This window comes from Micromonospora sp. CA-269861, from assembly GCF_050948505.1.
Lineage (GTDB): Bacteria > Actinomycetota > Actinomycetes > Mycobacteriales > Micromonosporaceae > Micromonospora.
In genome coordinates, this window is the sequence record NZ_CP192014.1 from 5,518,815 (window position 1) to 5,543,344 (window position 24,530).

Sequence of the window (24,530 nt, forward strand, 5' to 3'; positions counted from 1 at the left end):
GCTAACCCCCACGTTGATCATGAAGTTATTGCCCCGCACCTCGGCGTGTCGGGGCAATAACTTCATGATCAACCGGAGTGGGGGGCGGGGTGAGGGCCGGGCGGGGTGGGCGCAGCAGGGCTGCGGTGAGCACCAGGGCGGCCAGGGCTGCCAGGAGTAACGCCGGGCCGATGGCGTCCAGGGCGTTGGCCACTGTGTGTTGTAGCTGGGAGGCCGCTCGGATCACCGGGTCGTGCAGGGCGTCGCGGCGGTTGGCGGCGAGGCGTAGCTCGTACCAGCCGTACCAGGCGACGTAGCCGCCGGCGAGCAGCAGCACCAGGCCACTGAGGCGGGGCACCAGCGCGCCCGCGACGCGCAGCCGGGCCACCAGGCCGTCGCGCAGCAGCGCCACCCCGAGGGCGGCGACCGCGACCACCAGACCCATCCCGAGGGCGTACGCGCCGAACAGCGCCAACCCCTGACCTGTCGAGCCGGCCTGGAGGCTGGTCACCACGATGGCCAGGAACGGCGCGATGGCGCAGCCGAGCGACGCCAGCGCGTACGCCGCGCCGAACAGCACCATCGACGGCCAGGTCCGGGTCAGTCGAGGTGCCCGGGTGGACCAGCCGGGGGCGGGCAGCCGCCGGCCGGCGAGCAACCAGCAGCCGGCCACGACCAGCAGCACGCCGAGCGCCACGGTCAGCCACGGCAGTCGGGGCCGCAGCCAGCCGGCCAGCGGCGCGAGCGCCAGGCCGAACGCGCCGAACACGAGCACGTACCCCAGGGTCAGCCCAGCCGCCGCGGTGAGCGCGCGGCCGACCGCGCCGCGGGTGTCCGACCCTCCGGCGACCAACAGCGAGAGGTACGCGGGCAGTAACGCGAAGCCGCACGGGTTGACCGCGCCGAGCATGCCGGCGGTCAGCGCGAGCAGCAGTCCGGCGGTCACGCCCCGGCCAGTGCGGCGACCTTGGCGGTGAGCGCCTCACCGTCCAGGAAGCCATCGTGGACGACCCTGCCACCCCGGTCGATGATCACGAAGATGCTCTGCTCGGTCACCTTGAACCGCTTCCAGAGCGCGCCCTTGCCGTCCTCGATCTGCGTCGTGCCGCCGAGGTCGAACTCGGTGACGAACTCCTTCATGGCCTTCCGCTCGCCCAGCCCGGCGACGCCGACGATCGGCACGGTGTCCCGGTAACGGGGTGCGATCTCGGCCACCGTCCAGGCCTGACTGGCGCAGGTGGCGCACCACGGCGCCCAGAACCACAGCACCACCGGCTTGCCGGCGAGCTGTGCCGCGTCGAACGCGGCCCCGCCGAGCGTGGTCCCGGTGAAGCGCAGCACGTCCGGGACCTGCGCCGGGGCGGCGGGTGGCGTGCCGGTCACCGCGCTGGTCGGCGTGGGTGGGTTGGTCGGCGCGGGTGGTGCGCCGGTCGAGGCCGGGGCCGATCCGGCGGCGGCGGGCCCACCCGGTGCGGTGCCGGTACAGGCAGCAACGTTCAGCAGGGCCCCGACGAGCGCCCCGGCGACGGCGGCCCGGCGCAGCCGCCCGGCCCCTGTCCACGCCATCCCGATCCGCATCCGCTTCTCCGTTTCCGGTCCGGAAGGGACCCTTGCTGGATCTGAGGCTTCGCTACTCGGCCTTGGCGAGTCGGAGGGCCAGCTCCGGGCAGACCTTGACCGCCTTCAACGCGCCCTCCCGCAGCCAGGTCGGCACGGGGGTGGCCGGGAAGGCGGGATATCCGTTCGCGTCGAGCCGGATGAAGTCCGGTACGACGTGCGCGCACAGGCCGTGCCCGTCACAGCGCGACCAGTCCAGGGTGAGCTTCTGCGGGTTCGCGTCGGGTGCGCCCGGCAGCCCCATCACGCCCTTGACCCGTCGGCCACAGCCGTCGCCGGTGCTGTGCAGCCGCAGGTCCTCGGCGAAGACCTCGATCGCGGAGAGCGCGAACCGGGCGGTGCCGTCCGGGTGGCTGCACGCACCCCGGCCCTTCACCTCGCCGGCGGCGGCCCGCACCACGTCCGCCGGTTGGCTGCCGGCGACTGCCAGGTCCACCGCGCGGGCCAGGTCCGGCAGGCCCATCTTGCACGGCCCGCACTGGCCGGCGGACTCGCCGGCCAGGTAGCGCACCACCTGGGCGGCCTCACCGAGCGGGCAGGTGTCGACGCCGAGCGGGATGATGATGCCCGCGCCGAGGGTGCCGCCGACAGCGGCCAGGCCCTTGCGGGAGACCTCGGCCTTCTCCGCCGCCTCCGGGGTGATCCACTTGCCGTGGTAGCCGCCCATCAGGATGCCCTGGACGTCCGGCACCTCGCACAGGTCGAGGACGTCGCGGAGCGGCATGCCGGCGGTGCACTCCACCACTGCCGGTCGGCCCGCCGCGCCGGTCACGGTGAGCAGCACGGTGCCCGGCTCGTCGTCGGTGCCGAGCGCCGCGTACTCGTACGGGCCGAGTCGGGCACCGATGGCGAGCTGGGCAAACGTCTCGGCGTTGGACAGCAGGGTCGGCAGGCCGCTCACGCCGGAGTCGCTGGACCGCTTCTTGGTGCCCGGTGGGATGTGCGGCAGCCCGTTGATGCCGTTGACAAGTGCGCCGCCCTCGCCGGAGATGAACCGGTGCGGCACTGTGACGATTGTCGTCTGCACCGGCATCCGGCGTTCGTCGAGGGCCTCCATCAGGGAGTCCCGGCCGACCCCGTCGTCCGCCACGCCGATCACGATCTCGTCGGCGTCCAAGGCGTACGCGGCCAGCGCCGCGCCGTCCAGGATCAGGTGCGGGGCGCGGGTCAGCAGCACCTTGTCCTTCCAGCTGGCCGGCTCCCCCTCGGTGGCGTTGACCACCACCACGGCGGCGAGGTCCTGCCGCTCGCAGGACTCCAGCACGGCGCGCAGTTTGCGGGCGAACGGGAACCCCGCCCCGCCCTTGCCCTTGAGCTGCATGCCCTCGGCGAGTTGGAGTAGCTGCGCCGGCTCCATCGGGCCGATCGGTCCGTGCACATCCTCGTGCGCGAGCAGGTCGAGCCGGCCGTACTCGGCGAAGCCGGCGGTCAGCCGGGGCTCACCCACACAGGCGACAGGTGGCACGGCGGTCCGCATCACTTCGCCTCACCCCGCAGCCCGGCCCAGTACGCCCCGTCCACCGCGTCGGCGCCGGCCTTGCGGCGCTTGGCGGACTTGCTCTCGCCGGCTGCCCGGCGAGCACGGCGGGACGCCAGGTCGACGAGGGTCGGGGTGTCGTCAACGGGCGGGGCCACCTCGTCCGGCACGTACCGGGCCGGCGGGCGCCAGTAGTCCGGCTCCTCGGGCAGGTCGTCCTCGATGCTGTGCCGGCCGCTGCCGCTGCGCGGCGCCGACGAGATCGGGCTGCTGGAGATCGGCTCGGCGGAGACGGGGCCGGCGGAGATCGGCTCGTCGGCCTGCCAGCGGCGCGGGCTGTCCCACGGCTCCTCCGGCTCGGCCGTCGGCAGCGGCGGAGCCGAGTACCGGCTGTCCTCGTCCTCGCGGCGGGACCGGCGGCGGGACCGCTCGGTGGTCGGTTCCTCGGCGCGGCGGCGGCCGGCCGGAGCCTCCTCGTCGCGGGTACGGGAGCCGCGCCGCCGGGTCACCGGCTCCAGCTCCTCCTCGTCGCGCCGGGTGGTGGTCTCCTCCACGCTGCGGCGGGCCGATCGGCTGGTGGTGGTCTCCTCGGCACGCCGGCTGCGCGAGGACCGTTCGGTGTCGCGGCGGGCCGCCGGCTCCTCCTCCCGCCGACGTCGGCTCGGCCGGGTCGGCTCGACGAGGGAACCGGGCTCGGGCACCACCGGGACGGTGAACCGTTCGGGGTCGCGCCGTGCGGCCGGCGCGGCCCAGGTGGCAGTGGTGGTCTCCGCCCAGGCGGGACGCTTGTCGGCGGCCTTCGGGCGCCGACCCAACCCGGCCAGCAGCGATCTGGCGGTCTTCGCCTCCTCGGCCCGACCAGCCATCACCGCATTGCGTACCGCGGCCTGGTGCTGCTCGCGGCTGCGCCGACCGACGGTGACCGAGAACCGGACCAGCAGGGCCAGCACCACCAGCAGGATGCAGCCGAGGTAGCTGAACATCACCCAGGGCGCCGCGGCCCGACCGGCCATAAGGCCGTGCACCACGGCGAACGGCCAGGCCAGGTACGCGACGGAGTGCAGGGCCCGCCACAGCCACTTCGGACCGACGTCGGCGAAGCGGGCGCGGATGATGCCGGTCCAGATCACGCTGACCATCAGCAGTGCCGCCACCGTGCCGAGCCCGACGTAGAGCCCCCGCCCACCGACGAACGGCACCAGCGCGTCGGTCGCCGCTGCCCGCCCGGTGGCGATCTTGGTGAGGACGTGGAAGCCGAGGCCGGCCACGCCCAGCACGCCGGTGGCCCGGTGCGCGGACTGCATCAGCACCCGGTGCGGGATGCGCAGCACCAGCCGGTCGGTGGCGAGCAGACCGAGCATCACGGTGAGGCTCAACGCCACCAGGGAGATCACCCCGGCGAAGAACTCGGTGAAGAAGAAGCCGTAGGCGTACGCCTTTTGACCGGCGCCGGTCAGCATGATCGCCGCCCAGAGCGCGGCGAGCATCGACGCGATCAGCATGCCGACCGCCGGCCGCGAGGGGGTGCGCACCCCCCGACTGCTGGCGCTGGTCCGGACGGTCGCCGCCTTCGTGTCCTGCTGTGCCCGGGCCATCTGCTCCTCGATCGTCTCGCGGCGGCGTACCACCGGCCGACCCCTGCTCCCCCATCCAGTACGGACCGGCGGGGCGCGCGGATCACCGCCGACGAAAATTTCTCTGCCGAAATCGAACCGAGAGGCACGGCCGTGCGTTGCACCCGCCTCCATGCGCCGATCCCCGCAGTGACAGTTGTCCATACATTGACAGTCCCCGCAACAAACTTGTAACCTTTCAGCAAATTTCAGCCAGGGTTGCAAGATTCCGTCAACCCGGCACTCCCCCACCGCACCACCACCCCCGCTCCCGCCCCCGTCAGGAGTCCCCATGCACCGACGTCGACGCGGCTCGGCGCTCCTCGCCCTCGGCCTGATCGCCAGCCTGCTCGTGCCCACCACCGTGCCGGCATCCCCAGCCGTCGCCGCCCCGTCCGGCGGCAAGAAGGTCATCGTCCAGCTCTTCGAGTGGAACTGGCCCTCGGTGGCCAGCGAGTGCCAGAGCACCCTCGGCCCGAAGGGTTACGGCTTCGTGCAGGTCTCGCCCCCGCAGGAGCACGTACGGGGCAACCAGTGGTGGCTGGCGTACCAGCCGGTCAGCTATCGGATCGAGTCCCGCAAGGGCACCCGGGCCCAGTTCCAGTCGATGGTGAACACCTGCCACGCGGCCGGGGTCAAGGTGATCGTCGACGCGGTGATCAACCACATGTCCGGTCAGGACAACGGCGGCACCGGCTGGGCCGGCTCGTCGTTCTCGCACTACGACTACCCGGGCATCTACCAGACCCAGGACTTCCACCACTGCGGACGCAACGGCGGCGACGACATCGCCAACTACAACGACCGGTACGAGGTACAGAACTGCGAGCTGGTAAACCTCTCCGACCTGAAGACCGAGTCGGACTACGTCCGTACGAAGATCGCCTCGTACCTCAACGACCTGCTCTCGCTCGGCGTCGACGGCTTCCGGATGGACGCCAGCAAGCACATGCCGGCCGCCGACATCGCCGCCATCAGGGGCAAGCTGTCCCGCTCCGCGTACATCGTGCAGGAGGTCATCCACGGCGCCGGCGAGCCGGTCCAGCCGACCGAGTACACCGGCAACGGTGACGTGCACGAGTTCCGCTACGGCAAGGACCTGGCCCGGGTGTTCCGCTCCGAGCGGTTGGCGTACCTGCGCAACTTCGGCGAGGGCTGGGGTCACCTGCCCACCGGCCCGGCCTCGGTGTTCGTCGACAACCACGACACCCAGCGCGACTCCGGCGGGGTGCTGACCTACCGCGACCGGGGCATCTACGCGCTGGCGAACGCCTTCATGCTGGCCTGGCCGTACGGGTCGGCGACCGTCATGTCCAGCTACACCTTCAGCAACCGGGACGCCGGCCCACCGTCGGACGGCGCCAACAAGACGCTCAACACCACCTGCTACTCGGGCTGGGAGTGCGAACACCGCTGGCCGGTGATCGCCAACATGGTCGGCTTCCGCAACGCCACCGAGGGTGCCGGCGTGGCCAACTGGTACGACAACGGCAACAACCACATCGCGTTCAGCCGCAGCGGCAAGGGCTTCATCACCGTCAACGACGAGGATGCCGCTGTGAACGGCCGCTCCTACTACGCGGGCCTGCCCGCCGGTCGTTACTGCGACGTCATCCACGGCACGTACGCGGGCGGCACGTGCAGCGGACCGGTGATCACGGTGGACGGTAACGGCTGGTTCGCTGCCAACGTGCCGGCACACGACGCCGTGGCCATCCACATCGGCGCACGAATCTGATTCGACAGGGGCCTCCGGACGGCGGGTCTCGCCGAACCGGGGGCCCCGAAGCATCCGCCACCATAGAGTGGTTTCGTGCCGTTTGACCGAAAGACTCCGTACCGTCGTCGCGGCGTCTGGGTGGCCGCCGCGATCGGCGTACCCGCGCTGCTGGTGACCGCGCTGCTGGTCGGCCAGGCCCTCACCCCGAGCTCGACGGCCCCCGACGACCGCAACGTGGTGGCGGCCGACCCGACCCCGAGCAGCGTGGAGCAGAGCCCGGAGGAGTCGGTCCCACCGGCCGCGCCCGCCCCGGACGGGCTCCCGGTGGTCGACTACGACCCCGCACCCGGAGGGTTCCCCGCCGATCCGGCCACCATGGACGTCACACCGCTGACCGAGGGCGCACACCCGACCAGACGGATCGCCGCGTACGACGCGCCAGGCGGTCGTCCGCGCGCCTTCCTCGAACCGCAGATCCGCGGTGTCGAGCTGACCATGCCGATCGCCCAGCGGCGTGCCGGCTGGACCGCCGTCCTGCTGCCCTCGGCCAACCGACAGCTCGCCTGGCTGCCTCCGGGCGGGTTCGAGACGGTGCCGCTGCGTGACCAGATCGTGGTGGAACGCAAGGCGCACCGGCTCACCTGGTACCGGGCCGGCAGGGCGGTGCGCTCCTGGGAGGTCAGCCTCGGCCAGTCCGGCCAGGAGACTCCACTCGGGCGGACCTTCATCCTGGGTCGCACCCCACCGCCGGAGGAGGTCTACGGCGGCGTGGACATCTACGCCCTCGGTTCGGTGCCCGACGACCCGGAGTCGGTGCCGTCCGGGCTGCGCGGCGCGCACATCGGGGTGCACACCTGGCACCACGACGACGAGTTGGGCGAGAACACCACGAACGGCTGTATCCGACTGACCCGCAGCGGTCAGCGGGAGCTGCTCGCCGAGGTCCGTCCGGGCAGCAGCGTCGTCGTGGTCGACGAACTGGCCGCCCCGCCGCCGACCGCCTGAGCGCCGCCGCGCACTGTCACTCGCCGAGCAGCCAACCGTTCTGCTCGGCGACCCGGATCGCGTCGGCCCGGTTGCGCGCACCGGTCTTGCCGATCGCCGCCGACAGGTGGTTGCGCACCGTCCCCTCGGAGAGGTGCAGCGCCCGGGCCAGGTCGGCGACGGTGCCACCGCCGCGCGCGGTGCGCAGCACATCGGTCTCCCGCTCGGTCAGCGGGCTGACCCCGGCGGCCAGGGTCTCCGCGGCCAGCGTCGGGTCGACCACCCGCAGGCCTGCGTGCACCCGCCGGACCGCGTCGGCGAGCTGCCGGGCCGGGGTGTCCTTGACCACGAAACCGCTCGCACCGGCCTCCATCGCCCGGCGCAGGTAGCCGGGTCGGCCGAAGGTGGTCACCACCAGCACCCGGCAGGTCGGCAGCGCGGCCCGCAACGCCTCGGTGGCGGCGATCCCGTCCAGGCCGGGCATCTCCACGTCCAGCAGGGCGACGTCAGGGGCACTGCGTCGGGCCTCGGGCACCACCTCGTCGCCCCGGCCGACCTCGGCGACAACTGTCAGGTCCTCCTCCAGCGAGAGCAGGGCGGCCAGCGCACCCCGGACCAACGCCTGGTCGTCGGCGAGCAGCAGCCGGATCGGCGTCGGCCCGCTCACCGGGCCTCCGCCGGCACGTGCACCCGCAGCAGAAACCCGCCGCCCTCCGGCCGACGACCGACTGTCACCACCGCGTCCAGCCGCCGCGCCCGCTCCCGCAGGCCGACCAGCCCGTACCCGGTCGCGTCCGGAGTGGACGGGCCACGACCGTCGTCACTGATCTCGACCCGATCCGGGTGCACCCGGATCACGCAGCACCGCGCCCCGCTGTGCCGGACCACGTTCGTCACCCCTTCCCGTACCGCCCAGCCGAACAACCGGTCCCACTCCTCCGGCAGGTCCGGCACCTCGGCCGGCACGTCCGCCGCGATGCCCGCCGCGGCCAGCGCGGAGCGGGCGCCGGCCAGCTCCGCGGCGAGACTGACCTCGCGGTACGCCCCGACCGTCTGCCGTACGTCGGCCAGCGCGGCCCGGGCCAGCGCCTCCACCTCGGCGATCTCGGTGGCGGCCCGCTCCCGGTCGACCTCGATCAGCCGCCCGGCCAACTCTGCCTTGATCGCCACCACGGTCAGCGAGTGCCCGAGGATGTCGTGCAGATCGCGGGCGGCGCGGGCCCGTTCCTCGGCGACAGCGAGCCGACCGATCTCCTGCTGGGCGGCCCGGAGTTCGCTGTTGCGCTGGGCCAGCCGGGACACCCCGAACATGGCGAACGAGGCGAGCAGCACCGCGAAGACGATGCCGTTCTCCGCCTCCCACCCCGGCACCAGCCAGGACGCCAGCGCGGGGGTCACGGCGCAGGCCGCCACGGCGGCCAACGCCTCCCAGGGCGGCAGCAGGAACACCGCAGCCGCGGCCACATAGACCAGGGTGGCCAACCAGTCCCCGTCGGTGCCCGGGAGACTGGCCAGGCCCACCACGAGCAGCAGCGCCAGCCCGGCCCGCGCCCGGCCGACCGGAATCGGCAGCAGCGACTGGCGCAGCTTGCGGGCCCACTGGAACAGCAGCACGTAACCGACGCTGAAGACGACAAGGGCCACCACACCGAGGACCCGCCGCCACGGCTCCGGTTGGTGCAGCGCGGTGGCGAGCGGCACGTTGAGGAAGAACAGCCAGACGGCGGCCAGCAGCCAGCCGGTGACCCGCCAGTGGCGGCTCACCGGCCAGGGCTGCCCGGTCGAGAGGTCCATCGGGTTCACGCTAGCGGCCCGGGTGATCAGACCCGCGCGGTGTCCCGGCGGAACAGCCGGGCCGCGCCGACGCCGAAGACCAGCGCCCAGACGACGAGGTTCACGACCGCCGCCATGCTCACCCCGTCGCCGGTCAGTGGGGCGCGGGCCAGCACACCCATGCCGTAGACCGGGGTGAACTTCGCGACCTGCTGGAGCACGTCCGGCAGCACCTCGACCGGGACGAACAGCCCGCCGAACATGGCCAGCACCGCCAGGACCGGGCCGATGATCTGCATGACGTTCTCGGCCGGCGCCAGGTAGCCGACGAAGAGACCGAACGCGGCGAAGACCAGCGAGCCGAGCCAGGCGGCGAGCCCGGACAGCAGCCAGACGTACGCCGGGACGCGGACGCCGGCCACGGCACCCACCAGGAACTCGACGGCGACCGCGAGCAGACCGAGGCTCATCGCCGTGATCAGCTTGGTGGCCACGTACGCCGCCGGGCGCAGCGGGGTGAGCCGCAGCTGTCGGCTCCAGCCCAGCGCCCGCTCGGTGGCCACCGCACCACCGACGCTCGTGGTCGCCACCATTGCCGCGTACACCGCCAGGCTGATCATGACGTACGCCGTCACCGGCCGACCGTTGTCCAGTGACTGCCCGCCCTGCGGCAGGCCGAAGATGAGGAAGAAGACGCCCGGCATGATCAGCGTGAAGGCGAGGGTGCGGCGGTTGCGCAGCACCCGGCGCAGCTCGATGAGCAGAGCGGCGGGGGCGAACCCGCCCAGTGCGGGCAGCCGGCGGTCCGGCTCGGTGGCGCGGTCCGGCTCGGTCGCACCGGCGCGGACGGGGGTGGAGGTGGTCATCTCAGGCTCCGGTCTGCGCGGTGGTCAGGGCGAGGAAGGCGTCCTCGAGGTTGCGGGAGGTGATCTCGACGTCCCGGGCGGCGGTCCGGGTCAGCAGGTGCCGGGCGATCGAGTCCGAGTCGCCGGTCCGCACCAGCACGCTGTCGCCGCGCACCTCCACCGCGTCCACGCCGGGCAGCGCGGCGAGCGCGGCCTGGTCGGCGCCGGGCAGGGTGGCCCGCACCGTACGGCCGGCGGCCAGGTTCTTGATCTCGGCGGTGGTGCCGTCGGCGACGATGCGCCCCTGCCGGACCAGCACGATCCGGTCGGCGTACGCGTCCGCCTCGTCCAGGTAGTGGGTGGCGAAGATGACGGTCCGTCCGCGTCGGGCGTCGCGGCGCAGGGCCTGCCAGAAGTCCCGCCTACCCTCGACGTCCATGCCGGTGGTCGGCTCGTCGAGCACCATCAGGTCCGGGTCGGGCAGCAGGGCCAGCGCGAAGCGCAGTCGCTGCTGCTGGCCGCCCGAGCAGCGCCCGACCACCCGGTCGGCGATGTCGGTGATGCCGGCCCGCTCCAGCACCTCCGCGGCCGGGCGGGTGTGCCGGTAGAAGTGGGACGTCATTCGCACCGTCTCGCCCACTGTGAGGTCCTTGAGCAGTCCGCCGGTCTGGAGGACGGCGGCGACCCGACCTCGGGCCACCGCGTCGTCCGGGGTGCCGCCGAGGACGCGGACGGTGCCCGCGTCCGGGCGGGACAGCCCGAGCAGCATGTCGATGGTGGTGGTCTTGCCCGCGCCGTTCGGGCCGAGGAACGCCACCACCTCGCCGGGCTGCACCCGTAGGCTCAACCCGTCGACAGCAGTGACCGCGCCGAAGCTCTTGGTGAGGCCGTCCAACTCGACAGCCGGATGCGTACTGGTCATGCCAATCATGCTCCGGCGGCGCGTACCCCGATGCCCGGAGCGGTCGTCACGCCCCGACCGTGACATTTGTCAGGGCCTCGTTCGCGGAGGGTTTCCCGGCCCGGCAGCGGGTAACCGCCGGCCGAAAGCCGCGACACGGGGAGGACGCGATGGGTGCCACACCGCAGGGTCAGGTCGACACGGTCGTGCTGATCCACGGGCTCTGGATGACGCCGCGCAGCTGGGAGGGCTGGGCCCAGCGGTACACCGAGCGGGGCTTGCACGTCATCGCCCCCGCCTGGCCCGGCATGGATCGGTCCGTGGAGCAGTTGCGCGACGATCCGAGCCCGATCGCCGAGCAGAGCATGGCCACGATCGTGGCGCACTACGACCGGATCATCCGGGCGCTGCCCCGACCGCCGATCATCATGGGGCACTCGTTCGGCGGCCTGTTCGCCCAGGTCCTCGCCGATCGGGGTCTCGGCGCGGCGGTGGTGGGGGTGCACCCCGCAGCGGTGAAGGGGGTGCTCAAGGTGCCGCTGAACCAGCTCCGCTCCGGCTTCCCGATCCTGCGCAGCCCTGCCAACCGGAGCAAGGCCGTCCCGTTCACCACTGACGACTTCGCGTTCACCTTCGGCAACACCATGAGCCGCGAGGACTCCGACCGGGCCTGGCAGCGGTACGCCGTACCCGGTGCCGGACGGGTCTTCTTCGAGGGCGCGTTCGCCAACCTCGACCCGCGCTCGCCGGCCCGGGTCGACGTCGGGCGCAACGACCGGGCGCCGCTGCTGCTGATGGCCGGCGAGGTCGACCACGTGGTGCCGGCGTCGGTGGTCCGCGCCAACGCCGGGCTCTACCAGAAGTCCCGGGCCCTCACCGCGTACGAGCAGTTCCCCGGCCGGTCACACTTCACCGTCGGGCAGCCCGGCTGGGAGCCGATCGCCGACTACGCGTTGGACTGGGCGCTGCGCGCGGCGGCCCTGCCCCGGGAGGCGACCATCGCCAGCGAGACCCCCCGCCGCTGACCCGGCTCAGCTCAGGGTCGCGCGGCCGGGTCGGCATGTCCACGGCCCAGCCGGGTATCTCGGCGGGATGAGGGCCAGTTTCCGGCTTGGCCGGGTCGCGGGGGTGCCGGTAGGCGTCAACTGGAGCGTGCTGGTCATCTTCGCGTTGATCGCGTGGGGATTGGCCGCGAACCAGTTCCCCCGCTCGTACCCCGATCACTCGCCCGTGGCGTACGTGACCGCCGGGTTGGCCGCGGCTGTGGTCTTCTTCTTCGGCCTGCTCGCCCACGAGGTGTCACACGCGGTGGTGGCCAAGCGCAACGGGCTGACTGTCGACGGCATCACGCTGTGGCTGTTCGGCGGCGTCGCCGAGTTGCGGGGCGAGCCGCGTGATCCGGGCGCGGAGTTGCGGATCTCGGGCGTCGGCCCGTTGGTCAGCCTGTTGATCGGGGCGTTCTTCGGTGCCATCGCGGCGCTGCTCGCGCTGGCCGGGCAGGGCGGGCTGCTGTTCGGGGCGGTGGCCTGGCTGGCGGGGATCAACGTGCTGCTGGCCATCTTCAACGTGCTGCCGGCCGCGCCGCTGGACGGTGGCCGGTTGCTGCGCGCCGCGGTCTGGAAGGCCACCGGTGACCGGACCCGGGCGTCGGTGGTCGCCGCCCGGGCCGGCTGGGTGCTGGGTGTGCTGCTGATCGGCCTGGGGCTGTGGCAGTTCCTGTCCGGGGTCGGTTTCGGTGGGCTGTGGCTGGCGCTGATCGGCTGGTTCCTGATCGGCGCGGCCGGGATGGAGGAGCGGCAGGCCCGCACCGGCACCGCGCTGCGTGGGATCCGGGTGGGCGATGTGATGACCTCGCAGCCGCAGACCGCCTCGGCGGAGATGACTGTGGCGGACTTCGTCGACCACTACCTGTTCGCGTACCGGCATTCGGCGCTGCCGCTGACCGAGGACGGCCGGCCGACCGGCCTGGTCACCGTCGACCGGGTGCGGGGCGTACCGCCCGAGCGGCGGGCATCGACAACGCTTGCCGAGGTGGCCTGCCGAGCCGACCAGTTGGTGCTGGCGAAGCCCGACGAACAGCTCAACGACCTGCTCCCGCGGCTCACCGAGTGCGCCGACGGCCGCGCCCTGGTGACAGACGAAGACGGCAACCTGACGGGAATCGTCTCCCCCAGCGACATCAGCCGAGCCGTCCAACGCAGCACCCTCCGCACCCCCACCCCCTCCCGTTGATCATGGAGTTAACGGGGCGAGACGCCGACATCGGACCCGCCAACCTCATGATCAACGGAAGAGGCGCGGGGGTCAGGAGTGGGGGCAGGTGTCCCGGTACTCCTGGATGGTTGTGGAGGCTTGGGGGGCGGGGCAGAGGAACTGGTCGTAGCGGGTGTCGTCGTCCACGAAGCGCTTCAGCCAGGAGATGCTGTACTTGGCGACCGTCACGTTCGTCGAGGTGGGGGCGGAGTGGCTGGCGTTGTTGAGTTCCAGGTACGCCTTGTCCAGCGTGGACGGCAGGCTGGTGTAGAAGGGCTCCGAGTGCGACGAGACCGGCGCCACCGAGTCGTTCTCCGCGCCGACCACAAGCGTCGGCACCCGTACGCCGGACCAGTTCTTGACCGTGTGCCAGCCGGTCAGCGGGATCGCGGCCTGCAACTGGGGTCGTGAGTTCGCCGCCGAGAGGCTGCCGCCGCCCCCCATCGAGTGCCCCATCACGGCGAGCCGGTTGCGGTCGATCCGGGTACGCACGCTGCTGGTGTTGGTCAGGTAGTCCAGGGCTGCCAGCAGTTGCGTGCCCCGGCTGGCGGGCTGGTCGTAGCGGGACAACGTGTCGATCGTGATCACCACGAAGCCCTGCGAGGCGAGGCGCGGCCCGAGCCAGGCCACGCTGGACTGGGTGGCGGTGTAGCCGGGTGAGATCGCCACCGCGCCGAAGGTGCCCTCGGCGGTGCTGGTCGGGTAGTAGATCGTTCCGCCCCGGAAGCCGCTGACGCTGGAGGCGGCGACGGTGCTCTGGGCGATGGCGAACGCGCCCCGGCTGGCTTCGATGCTGGCCACGGTGGGGGCCGGGCCACGCTCGTACGGGCTGGCGGCGGCGTGGGCGGCCGGCGCGGTGCCCAGTCCGGCGCCGAGTACGGCCACTGCGAGCGCCCAGCGCAGACCGCGACGGGGGCGTCGGGCGACTGGATCGGGGGTGATGGCGGGTACGGGCTGCATGTCTCGCTCCGAGGGGTGGAGCCGACGGCCCCGGGACGGGGGCCGGTCGATGAGATACATCGACGACAGTCAGTGTCTTCCCGATGTGCCGAGCCCCACCAATCCCACCCGACCCATGCCGTCGCGCTATGACGCGGGATGAGTCAGCGGGGGAAGTAGCGGTCCAGGGCGTCGGTGCGGAACGTGCCCTTCGGGTCCAGCTCGGCCAGGAGCGCGGCGAAGTCGGCGTACCTCGGGTAGCGGGTGGACAGCTCGGCCGGATCGGTGACGAAGACCTTGCCCCAGTGTGGGCGCGGCGCGAAGGGCGCCAGGCGCTCCTCCACGGCGGCCACCACCGGCAGCACCGCCGCGCTGTCGTCGATCCAGGTGAAGTGCAGCACGAAGCTGTCCCGCCGGTAGTTCGGGCTGAGCCACAGCTCGTCGCCCGCCACGGTCCGCAGCTCGGACACCAGCAGCACCGGGGCGATCAGGTCCGCCACGTCGTCCAGGGCGGCGAGCGCGTCGGCCGCCGCCGTACGCGCGACGTGGAACTCGGATTGCAGTTCGTCGCCGCTGCTCGGGGTGAAGCCGAGCTTGAAGTGCGGCAGCCGCTCGTGCCACGGGCCCGGCTCGCCGAGTTGCGGGGTGCAGTTCTCCGCCGGCATCCCGAGCACCGGGTGCCGGGGCTGGTCGGCGGGGGTGGTGCCCAGCCAGTCCGCCGGGGGCGGCGGCTGGTCCGCCAACTGTTTGCGCCACACCTCGCGCAGCCGGGGGGTACGGAAGTCGGTGAAGACACTCACGCTGTACGCCGAGCCGAGCGCCTCGTCCAGGGCCGTCCGGTCGAGGTCGAGGCGGACGTACTGGCGCAGCGCGAAGGTCGGCACGACGTCCAGGGTGACGCGGGTGACCAGGCCGAGCGCGCCGAGCCCGACCACCGTGCCGGCGAACGTGTCGGTGTCGCGGTCGACCCGGAGCAGATCGCCGTCGGCGGTGACCAACTCCAGGGCGGCGACCGCGCTGGCCAGGTTGCCGTGGGTCTGGCCGGAGCCGTGGGTGGCGGTGGCCACCGCGCCGGCCACCGAGATGTGCGGCAGCGAGGCGAGGTTGGCCAGCGCGTACCCCTGGGTGTGCAGCTCTCGGGCGATGTCGCCGTAGCGCAGCGCGCCGCTCACGGTGACCTGCCGCCGCTCGTGGTCCACCTCGACGACCGGGGGCAGCCCGGCGAGGCTGACCAGGTCACCGTCGGTGTCGCCGAGACTGTTGAAGGAGTGCCCGCTGCCCACCGCCCGGATCCGGTTGCTGCCGGCGACGAGCCGGCGCAGCTCGTCGACGGAGGTGGGCCGGTGGAACGCCTTCGCGGCGTACCGCACGTTGCCGGCCCAGTTGCGGCGGGGAACGTCGGTGGTCGACGCGGCGTGCGGTCCCTGCGCGGTCATGTGGCGGTCTCCCGATCGGTGGTCTGCTGGTCGGCCAACGCGGCGACGAGGGCGTCCAGAACCGTATCCGTCTGGACGGTGTGGTAGCCACGCTGGGCGATCGGCAGGCCAGCCATGGTGGCGCGTTCGATCTCTCCCCGGGCCGCCTGCCGGGTCGACGAGTCCCCGGACATCAGGGCGTCCTGGCCGCGCCGGATCAACCTGTCGACCCGGTCCATCTGGTAGCCGCGCAGGCCGACCGGGAGATCCGGGGCGTCGAAGGCGGCGCGACGCAGCGCCAGCAGGTCGACGAAACGGCCTCCGGCGTAGCGGGTGAGCGCGGCGGCCACCTGCTCGGGCTGCTCGCGGACCTGGTCGAGGACGAGCACCTCGATGGCGGGTCGGCCGTCGAGCGGGTGGCGGGCGGTCGCCGGCTCGATCGTCACACCCGGCACGGGCACCAGCAGCAGTCGCGGCGGCTCCGGATGGCCGTCGCGCCGGGGCGGCTCGTCGAGGACCAGCGCGCCGACCTCGGCCCACCGGATGTCCCGGCGCAGGCCGGGCCGCCGGATGCTGAGCCCTTCCGCGTGGATCCCGAATCGGAACGGACGCAACGCGCTGACCAGCGCCAGCGCGCCGAGCGCGATCGCCCCCACCGCGATGATCGTCCGTAGCAGGGCGCCGTCGCTGGGATAGACCAGCAGGAGCACTCCACCGAGTACGCAGACCAGGGCGAGCACACGGGCGCCCCGACTCCGGCGCAGTTCCACGCTCGGACCCCCGTTCATGACCGTGGCGTCGGTCCCCGCATCTTCCGCTAAACCGGGCACCGAGGACACCGGTCGATCGGGCACGGTTGTTCTCGTCATCGTCGGGGAACCCTACGCCCATGAGTAGCTACCGTGATCCGGCCGCACGAGGTGACGTCTTCCCCTCCGAGGAGGAGCTGGACCCCACCGGCACCGGGGTCGAGCAGGCCAGCGCGCCGCCGGCCGGCGGGTTGCCGAGCCACCCGTCACCCACGCCCGGTCCCCGACCCACGCCGGCGCCCGCGCCCGCCCCGACGCCGGTGCCGGCCCCGGGGCCACCGCCGCGCGCCCCCGGCGCACAGTCGATCGTGACCCGCCACCTGGACGGCTCGGTGGAGGTGGTCACCGACCTCGACGGCGACGGCGTCGCCGACATCGTCCAGATCGACCTGGACGGCGACGGGATCCCGGACATCACCTATGTGGACAGTGACCGCGACGGACGGCTGGACACCGTGCTGGGCGACCCGAACGCGGTCGGGACGGGCGCCCACCGGGCCTGACCGGCGGCGTCGTCGCACGGCCGACCGACCGGCTCAGAGCTTCGCCATCACCTCGCTGGCGACCAGCTCCAGGTGCTCCAGATCGCTGAGGTCCAGCACCTGGAGGTAGAGCCGCTCGCTGCCGATGTCCGCGTACCGGCCGATGGTGTCCAGCACCTCGCCGGGCGTCCCGGCCAGACCGTTGGCCCGCAGCTCATCCGGTTCGCGGCCGATGGCGGCGGCCCGACGGGCCACCTCGGAGTCGTCGCGCCCGCAGCAGAGCACCAGGGCGTTGGACCAGACCATCTCGGCCGGGTCCCGGCCGATCTCGGCGCAGGCCGCGCGGACCCTGTCGAACTGCGCTGCGGTGTCCGGCACCGAGGCGAACGGCAGGTTGAACTCGTCGGCGTAGCGGGCGGCCAGCCGAGGGGTGCGCTTCGGGCCCGTCCCGCCGAGCAGGATCGGTGGACGCGGCTGCTGCACGGGCTTGGGCAGGGCGGGCGAGTCACGGACCGGGTAGTACCTGCCGTCGTGGTCGAACCGCTCCCCCGGCGGCGTGGACCAGAGCCCGGTGATGACGGCGAGCTGCTCCTCCAGCCTGTCGAACCGCTCGGCCAGCGGCGGAAACGGGATGCCGTACGCGCTGTGTTCCTCGGCGTACCAGCCGGTGCCGATGCCCAGCTCCACCCGGCCGCCGCTCATTTGGTCGACCTGCGCCACGGTGATCGCCAGCGGGCCGGGCAGGCGGAAGGTGGCGGCGGTCATCAACGTGCCGAGCCGGATGCGGCTGGTGTCCCGGGCCAGGCCGGCGAGCGTGGTCCACGCGTCGGTGGGGCCGGGTTCGCCGCTGACCTCACCCATCATCAGGTAGTGGTCGGACCGGAAGAACGCGCCGTAGCCGGCGTCCTCGGCGCAGCGGGCGACGGCGAGCAACTGGTCGTAGCTGGCGCCCTGCTGGGGCTCGGTGAAGATCCGAAGTTCCATGATCCGAGCATAGGGAGCCGGCCGGCGGTGCCGCGGCGGGACGGCGGTGGTGGTCGGGCTGACCGGTACGGTCCCGGCGGCCCGGGAGCCCCCGGAGCCGCCGGAACCCGGTCAGACGTACGGCCGTTTGGCGTACGCCTCCCGGAGCGCGGCCAACCCGACCGCCTTCGGCGTCAGCGTGCCCCACCCGGAGTTGAAGTAGTTGGTCCGCACGATCCGTGGCCCCCGCTCGGCGTTGAGCTGGGCGATCGCCGCCGGCACGGTGGCGATCCAGGCCGCCTGGTCCGGGATCTCGGCCGACCGGACCCCCCACTCGGCGATGATCACGGGCCGGGACAGCGCCACCGGACCGAGATCCGCCACCGCCCAGTCCTTGGTGCGACGAAACCGGGCCAGCGCGGTGTGGCTGGCGTTGGTGCCGTACACGTTCCACTGGAGATGGTCGAGGCGGGACATCAGCGACTCCGGGTGGGTGCGCTGGAAACAGGCCCGGTCGAAGCCGCCCAGCCCCACCGAGAAGGTCGTCCCGGCGGGCAGCGTCCGCGCCTTGAACCACGTCAGGATGTAGTTCATCGCCTGCACCGCCCGAGCGTCCGACTCGGCCCAGTTGTACGCCTTGCCGTCCTCGGTGGTGCCGAACTCGTGATCGGTGTCCAGCTCGGAGGCGAGCTGGATGTTCACCCCGAAGCCGAGTGTCCGGTACTGCGCCAGGGCACGGGCCAGCAAACCGTCGCACTGCCCCTTGATCACCTGGCCGTACCCGTACGCCCTCGGCCAGGTCGTGTCGGGTCGCTGTTGGATGGTCATCGTCGGTGCCGGCACGTGGTAGCTGGTGCCGTCCACCGCGAAGCTCTGCGTTCCGTAGCCCGGAGCGCCGTAGTGCTTCAGCTCCAGGACCATGTTCATCTGCACACCGGCCTTGCCCAGGCTGACCAGCCAGGGCCGGTTGTAGCCGGGGAAGATGTAGCCGTCGGCGAGGCTCCGGTACTGGGTGAGCGACCGGAAGTTGCCGCCGGCCATGTCGGCGGTCGGGTCGGCGCCACCGGAGAGGTAGTAGCCGCCGAGCACGGGTTGGCCCAGGCTGTAGTCGGCGGAGGCCGTCGCGGTGTTGCCGGCGGCGTCGCGGACCTGGACGGTGACCCGCGCCATCACGCCACCGACCGATACACGGCCACGGAGCCGCTGTCGGAGACCCGGGTCCAGGTACGCCCGGAGTTGTCGGTGACGGTCACGGTGAGCGGGTCGATGACCGCCGTGACCTTGACCGGAGCGCTGCTGTTGCCCTGCGCGTCGGTGACCACGATGGTGACGGTCAGCGGTTTGGTGTCGGCGTCCGAGTAGGTGACGGTCAGCAGCATCTGGTCACCCGGCGTGAAGACGGATGCGTTCAACGCGGCTGTTGCGGTGGGAGCGGCCATGTCGGGCCCTTTCTGGCTCGGTCGCCAGGGCACGGCGCGCGGTCTGGCGACGCCGGACCCCGGCGGGGTCCACAGTGCGAAAGGCCGGCGGGGCACGGGGACGGCAGGCACGGCCGGCGACTGCCGGTGGTGCCGACGTCCTTGTCCCGGTGGGCGGAGGCACCGCTGCGGGCGCCCGCAGGGGTGTCGGTGACAGCCACGGCCTGTCGTACGCGCGACCGGCACGGCAACTGTGCCGTGACCGCCACGGCTTTCGAGGCCGGGCTGGGTGAGGGCGGCACCGGTGCGGACGATGTTGTCCCCGCCGGTCCGGAGGATCGGGATGTGGCCCGCCACCCGTCTACCTCCACCTGCCCCAAGGGTGCTCTACCAGGGGCTTTACCGTCTTGTCCGAATTGCGACAACGTCCGGTGCGGCTCGGCGAGACGGCTACTCGGGCGTCGTGCCCCGCACGGCCCATGCCCGCGCCGTGAGCCGGATCGACAGGTCCGGCTCGACCGGCAGCCGGGCGGCCAGCACCTCCCGCAGCGCGGCCCGGTCGGATTCGGCCAACGTCGTGACGTACCCGGGCGCCGAACCCTGACCGCCGAGGAACGGCGTCCAGTAGTCGGCGAAGTCGGTGAAGGTCGTCGGTACGTCGACCGGCCAGACCGTCACGTCCCGTAACCCGGCCTGCTCCCACAGGCTGCGGAGCGCGTCGGGCTGGCACACCGTGGTGCGTCTGCCCTCGTCCCGCTCCGCCGAGGCCGGGTCGAGCTGGGCGGCCGCGGCCCAGAAGTGCCGCATCATCGCCATCCCCTCGGCGTAGTCCCAGACGTAGGCGGCCACCACCCCCGCCGGTCGGGCCACCCGGGCAAACTCCGCCACCGCCCGGGCGGGCTCCGGCACGAAGTTGAGCGTCAACCCGCTGACCACCACGTCCGCGACGCGATCGGGCAGCGGCAGTGTCCGGGCGTCACCGACCTGGAAGTCCGCCCGGGGGTCGGTGACCCGGGTACGCGCGACCGCGACGAACCCCTCCGACGGGTCGATGCCGGTCACCCGGACCGGATCCGCGCAGGTGAGGATCGTCGAGGTCAGCGCCCCGGTCCCGCTGCCCACATCGACCCAGTGCCGCCCTCGCGGCACGGCCAACCCGCGCAGGAAGTCCACAGCGACCAGGCGGCTCCACCGACCCACGTACGCCTCGTACGCGTCACCGTTCGCCCACACCGGCTGCGCCATCCCGGAACGATACGACAGGGAAGCTGCCGACCGAGGCTGACCGCGCGCCCGAAGGCTCAGCGACGCCGCTGTGCCGGGTCGAGGAGGGCGGGCGGGGTGTCGAACTTCTCGTGTGCGGCAAGGTCGACACCCGGTGCGACGATCGCGTCGATCGCGTCCAGCACGTCGGCCGGGAGCACAGTGTCCGCGGCGGCGAGCTGGGAGTGCAGGTGGTCGATGGTGCGGGGGCCGATGATCGCGCTGGTCACGGCCGGGTGTGCGGTGACGAAGCCGAGCGCGAGTTGGATCAGGGTGAGCCCCGCCTCGTCGGCGACGGTGGCCAGCCGTTCGACGGCGTCGAGCCGGGCCTGGTTGGCCGGGACGCTGAGGTCGAAGCGGTCGGGCAGGAGCGCCGAGCGGCTGGTGGTGATCTCCCGGCCAGCACGGACCGCGCCGGAGAGCCAGCCCGAGGCGAGCGGGCTCCAGGCGAGCACGCCCAGCCCGTACTGCTCGGTCACGGGCAGGACGTGGGCCTCGATCCCTCGTTGCAGGATCGAGTAGCTGGGCTGCTCCGTGACGTAGCGGCTCAGGTGGTGCTCCCGCGCGGCCCACTCGGCCTGCACGAGGCGGTACGCCGGGAAGGTCGAGGCGCCGAAGTAGCGGATCTTTCCCGCCCGTTGCAGGTCGGTGAGGGCCGACAGGGTCTCCTCGTCGCTGGTGGTCGGATCCCACCTGTGGATCTGGTAGAGGTCCACGTGGTCGACGCCCAGACGGCGCAGGCTGTTGTCCAACTCGGTGACCAGCCAGCGGCGCGAGCTGCCCCGCTGGTGGCGCTCGTCGCCCATCGGCATGCCGGCCTTCGTGGCCAGCACGATGTCGTCGCGGCGGCCGGCGATGGCCTTGCCGACCATCTCCTCGGACTCACCCTGGCTGTACATGTCGGCGGTGTCGATCAGGTTGACTCCGGCCTCCAGCGCGGCGTCGACGATCGCGGTCGCCTCGCCCTGGGTGGTGCGCCCCAGCTTGCCGAAGTTCATCGCGCCGAGCACGAGGGTGCTGACCTGGACGCCTGTGCGCCCCAGGGTGCGGTACTGCATGGCTGCTCCTCCACGGAAGGGTGTGGTGGCACTGGCTCACCCGCTCTGGCATCCTGAACAAGTGGAACCATGTTCCGCTACGAACAATACGGAACACGGTTCCGTTTGCCAAGTGATGGAGGTAACGCCGCGGTGGACGACATCGACAGCGGCTCCGGGCGGTCGACCCCACGGAAGCGGGCCGACGCCCGGCGCAACGAGGCGACACTGCTGGACGCCGCCGCCTCGGCCTTCGTCACCTCGGGCGTGGACGCGCCGGTACGCGACATCGCCGCCCGGGCCGGCGTCGGTGTGGGCACCATCTACCGCCACTTCCCGACCCGCGCCGACCTCATCGTCGCCGTCTACCGGCACCAGGTCGAGGCATGCGCGGAGGCCGGCCCGACGCTGCTGGCCGACAGCAGCACGCCGCACGCCGCCCTCGCCCAGTGGATCGACCTCTTCGTCGACTTCCTGGTCACGAAGCACGGCCTCGCCGAGGCACTACAGTCCGACAACGCGGCCTTCGAGACCCTGCACGCCTACTTCCTGGACCGCCTCGTGCCGGTCTGCGCCCAACTGCTCGACGCCGCTGCCGCGGCCGGCGAGATCCGCCCCGACGTGACCGCCTTCGAGTTGCTGCGCGGTGTCGGCAATCTCTGCGTCGGCGCTGGTCAACCCCGCTACGACGCGCGTCGCATGGTCGAACTCCTCGTGGCGGGGCTGCGCCAACGCCAGAGCGCCGGGCCGCGCTAACTTATTGATCATGGCGGACTGGGAGATGCGGCGGGCCTCGGCGGCGGACGTCGAGGCGGTGGCCGAGTTGCGGGCGGTGGTGCTGCGAGCCGACCTGGAGCGGCTCGGGCGGTACGACGACCAGCGGGTGCGGCAGCGCCTGCGGGACGGGTTCGCACCGGCGTACACCTGGGTTGTCGAGGTGGGCGGCGCGTTCGCCGGCTGCGTGGCGCTGCGGCCCGACGCGGACGCCCACTGGCTGGAGCACTTCTACCTGGCCCCGCACCTCCAGGGCAGCGGCATCGGTACGGCCGTGCTGCGCGAACTGCTGGACCGCTGCGACCGCGACGGCACGCTGGTCCGGCTGAACGTGTTGCAGGGCAGCCCGGCCCGGCGACTGTATGAGCGGCACGGCTTCACTGCCGACGCCGAGGATCCGGTGGACGTGTTCATGGTCCGGGCACCCAGGGCGATCACCGCCGAGACCCCGGCGCTGTCAATGTAGCGTTGACAGATGATGTCGGAGCTGGCCCGGTTGGCGGACGTGCGCGCTACCCGCGCCCGCCTGGACGAGCAGGAGCTGGAGATCATCGACCGGGCGCGCCACGGCGGCGCGACGTGGGCGCAGATCGCCACGGCCCTCGGCCTCGGCAGTCGGCAGGCCGCCGAGCAGCGTCGACAGCGGCTGGTGGCGGCGCGGTGGTCGCGGCGGCAGCAGCTCGACCTCCGATTGCCTCCGCAGATCTCGGCGCTGCGGGTCGCTGTGGCCGACCTCGGCCGGTGGATCGGTGCCGATCAGCGGTGGGACGGCCGATTCAGCCGAGCCGCACTCGTGCGGAGCACCGTGGACGCCGCGCTGGATGCCGCCCCGGGCTCGCTGTACGCCTTGGCCCTGCACCTCGCCACCGATCTCGCCGAGGCGGGCGAGCGACTGCCCGCGCCCGCTCGAACCGCCGCCACGAAGATCGACGCCGCCCTGTCAACAGCTCGTTGACAGCCCGTTGAGAGGGCCCAGCCTTATTGCTCGCGCCCCGCTCAAGCTCCACGATATGAGTCATCTCGACTCAACTCGGAGTGCTCATGCGTCGCAACGCGGGCCTGTTCGTGGCGATCTCCCTGCTGTCCGGCTTCGGCAGCAGCGCCATGTCCCTGGTCGCCGGCATCTGGATCCTGGACCTCACCGGCTCCACCAGCCGCGCCGCTCTCGCCGGGCTCTGCGTGTACGCCCCGGTGCTCACCGGCCCGTGGCTGGGCGGTCTGCTCGACCGGGCGCCCCGGCGGCCTCTGGTCATCGCCGTCAACGTCATGCTGGCCGCCGCCCTGCTGGCGCTCCTCGCGGTGCGCGGGCCGGGAGAGACCTGGCTCATCTTCGTCGTCTCGTGCGCCTACGGCGTCAGCTACGTGCTGATCGACGCCGGCGAGACGGCGCTGCTGCCGTCGGCGCTCGCACCGACGGAACTCGGCGACGTCAACGGGTGGCGCTCCAGCGCGCAGGAGGGGATGAAGCTCGTCGCTCCCCTGGCCGGGGCGGGCCTCTACGCGTGGCGGGGCGGCCACGCGGTCGCCGTCCTCAGCGCGGCCATGCCGGTCCTGGTCGCCATCCTGTACGCGGTGCTCCGCCTGAACCGGACGCCCGCCGACCAGCCCACCGAACGCGGCGGCGGCCCGCGTACCGGACTGGTGGTCCTGTTCGGACAGCGAGCGACACGTCTGCCGGTCGCGCTCGCCGGGGTGTCGATCGCCATGTCCGGCTTCACGACGGCGGGGATCTACGCGATCGTCGTCACCGAGCTGCGCCTGCCGACGACGTTCCTGGGTGTGCTGGCCAGCGCGCAGGGCGCCGGTTCCATTCTCGGCGGCCTGATCGTCGGCCGGCTCATCGCGGGTAGAGGTCCCGTCGCCGTCGGCGTCGCCGGGGCGACGCTGTTCGCGATCGGCTGCCTGGCGCGCTGCCTGCCATGGTGGCCGGCCACGGTGCTCGGCGCGGTGGTGGCCGGCGTCGGCCTGCCCTGGACCCTGGTCGCGGCGGTGACCGCCGTGCAGACCCACACGCCGTCGGCGCTGCTGGGACGGGTCTCCGCGACGGCCAACACGGCGATGTTCGGGCCGCTCGTCGTGGCGATCCCCCTCGGCTCCGCGGCCGTCCACCTCGGCGCGCGCCCGCCGGTCATCGCCGCTGCGGCGATCTGCCTGACAGCCGTGGCGGCGGCCACGTTCCACCGCCCGTCGACGCCGTACGGCGAAACGCCCACCGCGCCCACGCCCCGCCGAAAGGCCGGAGCGGACCCGGCGACCCGCTGACCGGGG

The 24,530-nt window shown here is 72.5% G+C and carries 25 protein-coding genes; 9 read left to right on the forward strand and 16 right to left on the reverse strand.

Going from position 1 to position 24,530, the window contains the following annotated elements; all coding sequences use genetic code 11:
- Positions 1–25: 25 nt before the first annotated feature.
- From ACQP0U_RS25195 to ACQP0U_RS25210, 4 genes are read right to left on the reverse strand one after another with little or no spacing between them, the layout of a single operon-like run.
- A complete protein-coding gene (locus ACQP0U_RS25195) occupies positions 26–925 on the reverse strand; it encodes a cytochrome c biogenesis CcdA family protein (protein ID WP_433311547.1) in 900 nt (299 codons plus the stop codon).
- Complete coding sequence (locus ACQP0U_RS25200) at positions 922–1,557, reverse strand: redoxin family protein (RefSeq protein ID WP_433311549.1); 636 nt, start codon at positions 1,555–1,557, stop codon at positions 922–924. Before ACQP0U_RS25200 ends, ACQP0U_RS25195 begins: the two co-directional genes overlap by 4 nt.
- 52 nt (positions 1,558–1,609) lie before the next feature.
- Complete coding sequence (locus ACQP0U_RS25205; protein WP_433311552.1) at positions 1,610–3,073, reverse strand: NADH-ubiquinone oxidoreductase-F iron-sulfur binding region domain-containing protein; 1,464 nt, start codon at positions 3,071–3,073, stop codon at positions 1,610–1,612.
- Positions 3,073–4,701, reverse strand: coding sequence for a hypothetical protein (locus ACQP0U_RS25210; RefSeq protein WP_433311555.1), 1,629 nt, complete (start codon positions 4,699–4,701; stop codon positions 3,073–3,075). Before ACQP0U_RS25210 ends, ACQP0U_RS25205 begins: the two co-directional genes overlap by 1 nt.
- Positions 4,702–4,978: 277 nt before the next feature.
- Between ACQP0U_RS25210 and ACQP0U_RS25215 the strand changes: the two genes are divergently transcribed.
- Together ACQP0U_RS25215 and ACQP0U_RS25220 are read left to right on the forward strand one after the other, a co-directional pair.
- Positions 4,979–6,424: an alpha-amylase family glycosyl hydrolase gene (locus ACQP0U_RS25215; protein WP_433311557.1), complete on the forward strand. Its 1,446-nt coding sequence runs from the start codon at positions 4,979–4,981 to the stop codon at positions 6,422–6,424.
- A gap of 75 nt (positions 6,425–6,499) precedes the next feature.
- A complete protein-coding gene (locus ACQP0U_RS25220) occupies positions 6,500–7,411 on the forward strand; it encodes a L,D-transpeptidase (RefSeq protein WP_433311560.1) in 912 nt (303 codons plus the stop codon).
- 16 nt (positions 7,412–7,427) lie between these two features.
- Here the strand turns inward: ACQP0U_RS25220 and ACQP0U_RS25225 are convergent, their stop codons facing one another.
- From ACQP0U_RS25225 to ACQP0U_RS25240, 4 genes are read right to left on the reverse strand one after another with little or no spacing between them, the layout of a single operon-like run.
- Positions 7,428–8,057, reverse strand: a complete 630-nt coding sequence (locus ACQP0U_RS25225) for a response regulator transcription factor (RefSeq protein WP_433311563.1) — start codon at positions 8,055–8,057, stop codon at positions 7,428–7,430.
- Complete coding sequence (locus ACQP0U_RS25230) at positions 8,054–9,184, reverse strand: sensor histidine kinase (RefSeq protein WP_433311566.1); 1,131 nt, start codon at positions 9,182–9,184, stop codon at positions 8,054–8,056. The genes ACQP0U_RS25225 and ACQP0U_RS25230 overlap by 4 nt, the downstream gene beginning before the upstream one ends.
- A gap of 26 nt (positions 9,185–9,210) precedes the next feature.
- Positions 9,211–10,029, reverse strand: coding sequence for an ABC transporter permease (locus ACQP0U_RS25235; RefSeq protein WP_433311569.1), 819 nt, complete (start codon positions 10,027–10,029; stop codon positions 9,211–9,213).
- 1 nt (position 10,030) lies between these two features.
- On the reverse strand, positions 10,031–10,903 hold the full coding sequence (locus ACQP0U_RS25240) for an ABC transporter ATP-binding protein (RefSeq protein WP_433321117.1): 873 nt from the start codon (positions 10,901–10,903) through the stop codon (positions 10,031–10,033).
- 176 nt (positions 10,904–11,079) lie between these two features.
- Between ACQP0U_RS25240 and ACQP0U_RS25245 the strand changes: the two genes are divergently transcribed.
- Positions 11,080–11,934, forward strand: coding sequence for an alpha/beta hydrolase (locus tag ACQP0U_RS25245; protein WP_433311571.1), 855 nt, complete (start codon positions 11,080–11,082; stop codon positions 11,932–11,934).
- A 67-nt stretch (positions 11,935–12,001) separates the two neighbouring features.
- On the forward strand, positions 12,002–13,141 hold the full coding sequence (locus ACQP0U_RS25250) for a site-2 protease family protein (RefSeq protein WP_433311574.1): 1,140 nt from the start codon (positions 12,002–12,004) through the stop codon (positions 13,139–13,141).
- A gap of 72 nt (positions 13,142–13,213) precedes the next feature.
- Here ACQP0U_RS25250 and bdeA read toward each other — a convergent pair whose 3' ends face one another.
- The 3 genes from bdeA to ACQP0U_RS25265 form a co-directional block, all read right to left on the reverse strand.
- Complete coding sequence (bdeA, locus tag ACQP0U_RS25255) at positions 13,214–14,122, reverse strand: bis(hydroxyethyl) terephthalate hydrolase (RefSeq protein ID WP_433311577.1); 909 nt, start codon at positions 14,120–14,122, stop codon at positions 13,214–13,216.
- A gap of 143 nt (positions 14,123–14,265) precedes the next feature.
- Entirely contained in the window at positions 14,266–15,537 is a 1,272-nt protein-coding gene (locus ACQP0U_RS25260) for an FAD-binding protein (protein WP_433311580.1), read from the reverse strand.
- Complete coding sequence (locus ACQP0U_RS25265; RefSeq protein WP_433311583.1) at positions 15,534–16,304, reverse strand: hypothetical protein; 771 nt, start codon at positions 16,302–16,304, stop codon at positions 15,534–15,536. The genes ACQP0U_RS25260 and ACQP0U_RS25265 overlap by 4 nt, the downstream gene beginning before the upstream one ends.
- Positions 16,305–16,405: 101 nt before the next feature.
- Here ACQP0U_RS25265 and ACQP0U_RS25270 point away from each other — a divergent pair, with 101 nt between their 5' ends.
- The gene (locus ACQP0U_RS25270; RefSeq protein ID WP_433311586.1) at positions 16,406–16,828 is read left to right on the forward strand and encodes a hypothetical protein; all 423 of its coding nucleotides are present in this window, start codon (positions 16,406–16,408) and stop codon (positions 16,826–16,828) included.
- 33 nt (positions 16,829–16,861) lie between these two features.
- Here ACQP0U_RS25270 and ACQP0U_RS25275 read toward each other — a convergent pair whose 3' ends face one another.
- From ACQP0U_RS25275 to ACQP0U_RS25295, 5 genes are all read right to left on the reverse strand, one after another.
- On the reverse strand, positions 16,862–17,791 hold the full coding sequence (locus ACQP0U_RS25275; RefSeq protein WP_433311588.1) for an LLM class F420-dependent oxidoreductase: 930 nt from the start codon (positions 17,789–17,791) through the stop codon (positions 16,862–16,864).
- 111 nt (positions 17,792–17,902) lie between these two features.
- Positions 17,903–18,940, reverse strand: coding sequence for a hypothetical protein (locus ACQP0U_RS25280; RefSeq protein WP_433311591.1), 1,038 nt, complete (start codon positions 18,938–18,940; stop codon positions 17,903–17,905).
- Entirely contained in the window at positions 18,940–19,209 is a 270-nt protein-coding gene (locus ACQP0U_RS25285; RefSeq protein ID WP_433311594.1) for a hypothetical protein, read from the reverse strand. Before ACQP0U_RS25285 ends, ACQP0U_RS25280 begins: the two co-directional genes overlap by 1 nt.
- 429 nt (positions 19,210–19,638) lie before the next feature.
- Complete coding sequence (locus tag ACQP0U_RS25290) at positions 19,639–20,433, reverse strand: class I SAM-dependent methyltransferase (protein ID WP_433311596.1); 795 nt, start codon at positions 20,431–20,433, stop codon at positions 19,639–19,641.
- A gap of 56 nt (positions 20,434–20,489) precedes the next feature.
- Positions 20,490–21,509 carry an aldo/keto reductase gene (locus tag ACQP0U_RS25295; protein WP_433311599.1) on the reverse strand — a complete coding sequence of 340 codons (1,020 nt, stop codon included), beginning with the start codon at positions 21,507–21,509 and terminating at the stop codon, positions 20,490–20,492.
- Between the two features lie 141 nt (positions 21,510–21,650).
- Here ACQP0U_RS25295 and ACQP0U_RS25300 point away from each other — a divergent pair, with 141 nt between their 5' ends.
- The 4 genes from ACQP0U_RS25300 (at position 21,651) to ACQP0U_RS25315 (ending at position 24,524) form a co-directional block, all read left to right on the forward strand.
- Positions 21,651–22,244, forward strand: coding sequence for a TetR/AcrR family transcriptional regulator (locus tag ACQP0U_RS25300; RefSeq protein ID WP_433321120.1), 594 nt, complete (start codon positions 21,651–21,653; stop codon positions 22,242–22,244).
- Between the two features lie 10 nt (positions 22,245–22,254).
- Positions 22,255–22,728 (forward strand): N-acetyltransferase family protein, encoded by a 474-nt coding sequence (locus ACQP0U_RS25305; RefSeq protein ID WP_433311602.1) that lies wholly within the window; start codon positions 22,255–22,257, stop codon positions 22,726–22,728.
- Between the two features lie 9 nt (positions 22,729–22,737).
- Positions 22,738–23,217, forward strand: a complete 480-nt coding sequence (locus ACQP0U_RS25310; protein WP_433311605.1) for a hypothetical protein — start codon at positions 22,738–22,740, stop codon at positions 23,215–23,217.
- Between the two features lie 86 nt (positions 23,218–23,303).
- Positions 23,304–24,524 (forward strand): MFS transporter, encoded by a 1,221-nt coding sequence (locus ACQP0U_RS25315; protein ID WP_433311608.1) that lies wholly within the window; start codon positions 23,304–23,306, stop codon positions 24,522–24,524.
- The last annotated feature ends 6 nt before the right edge of the window (positions 24,525–24,530 follow it).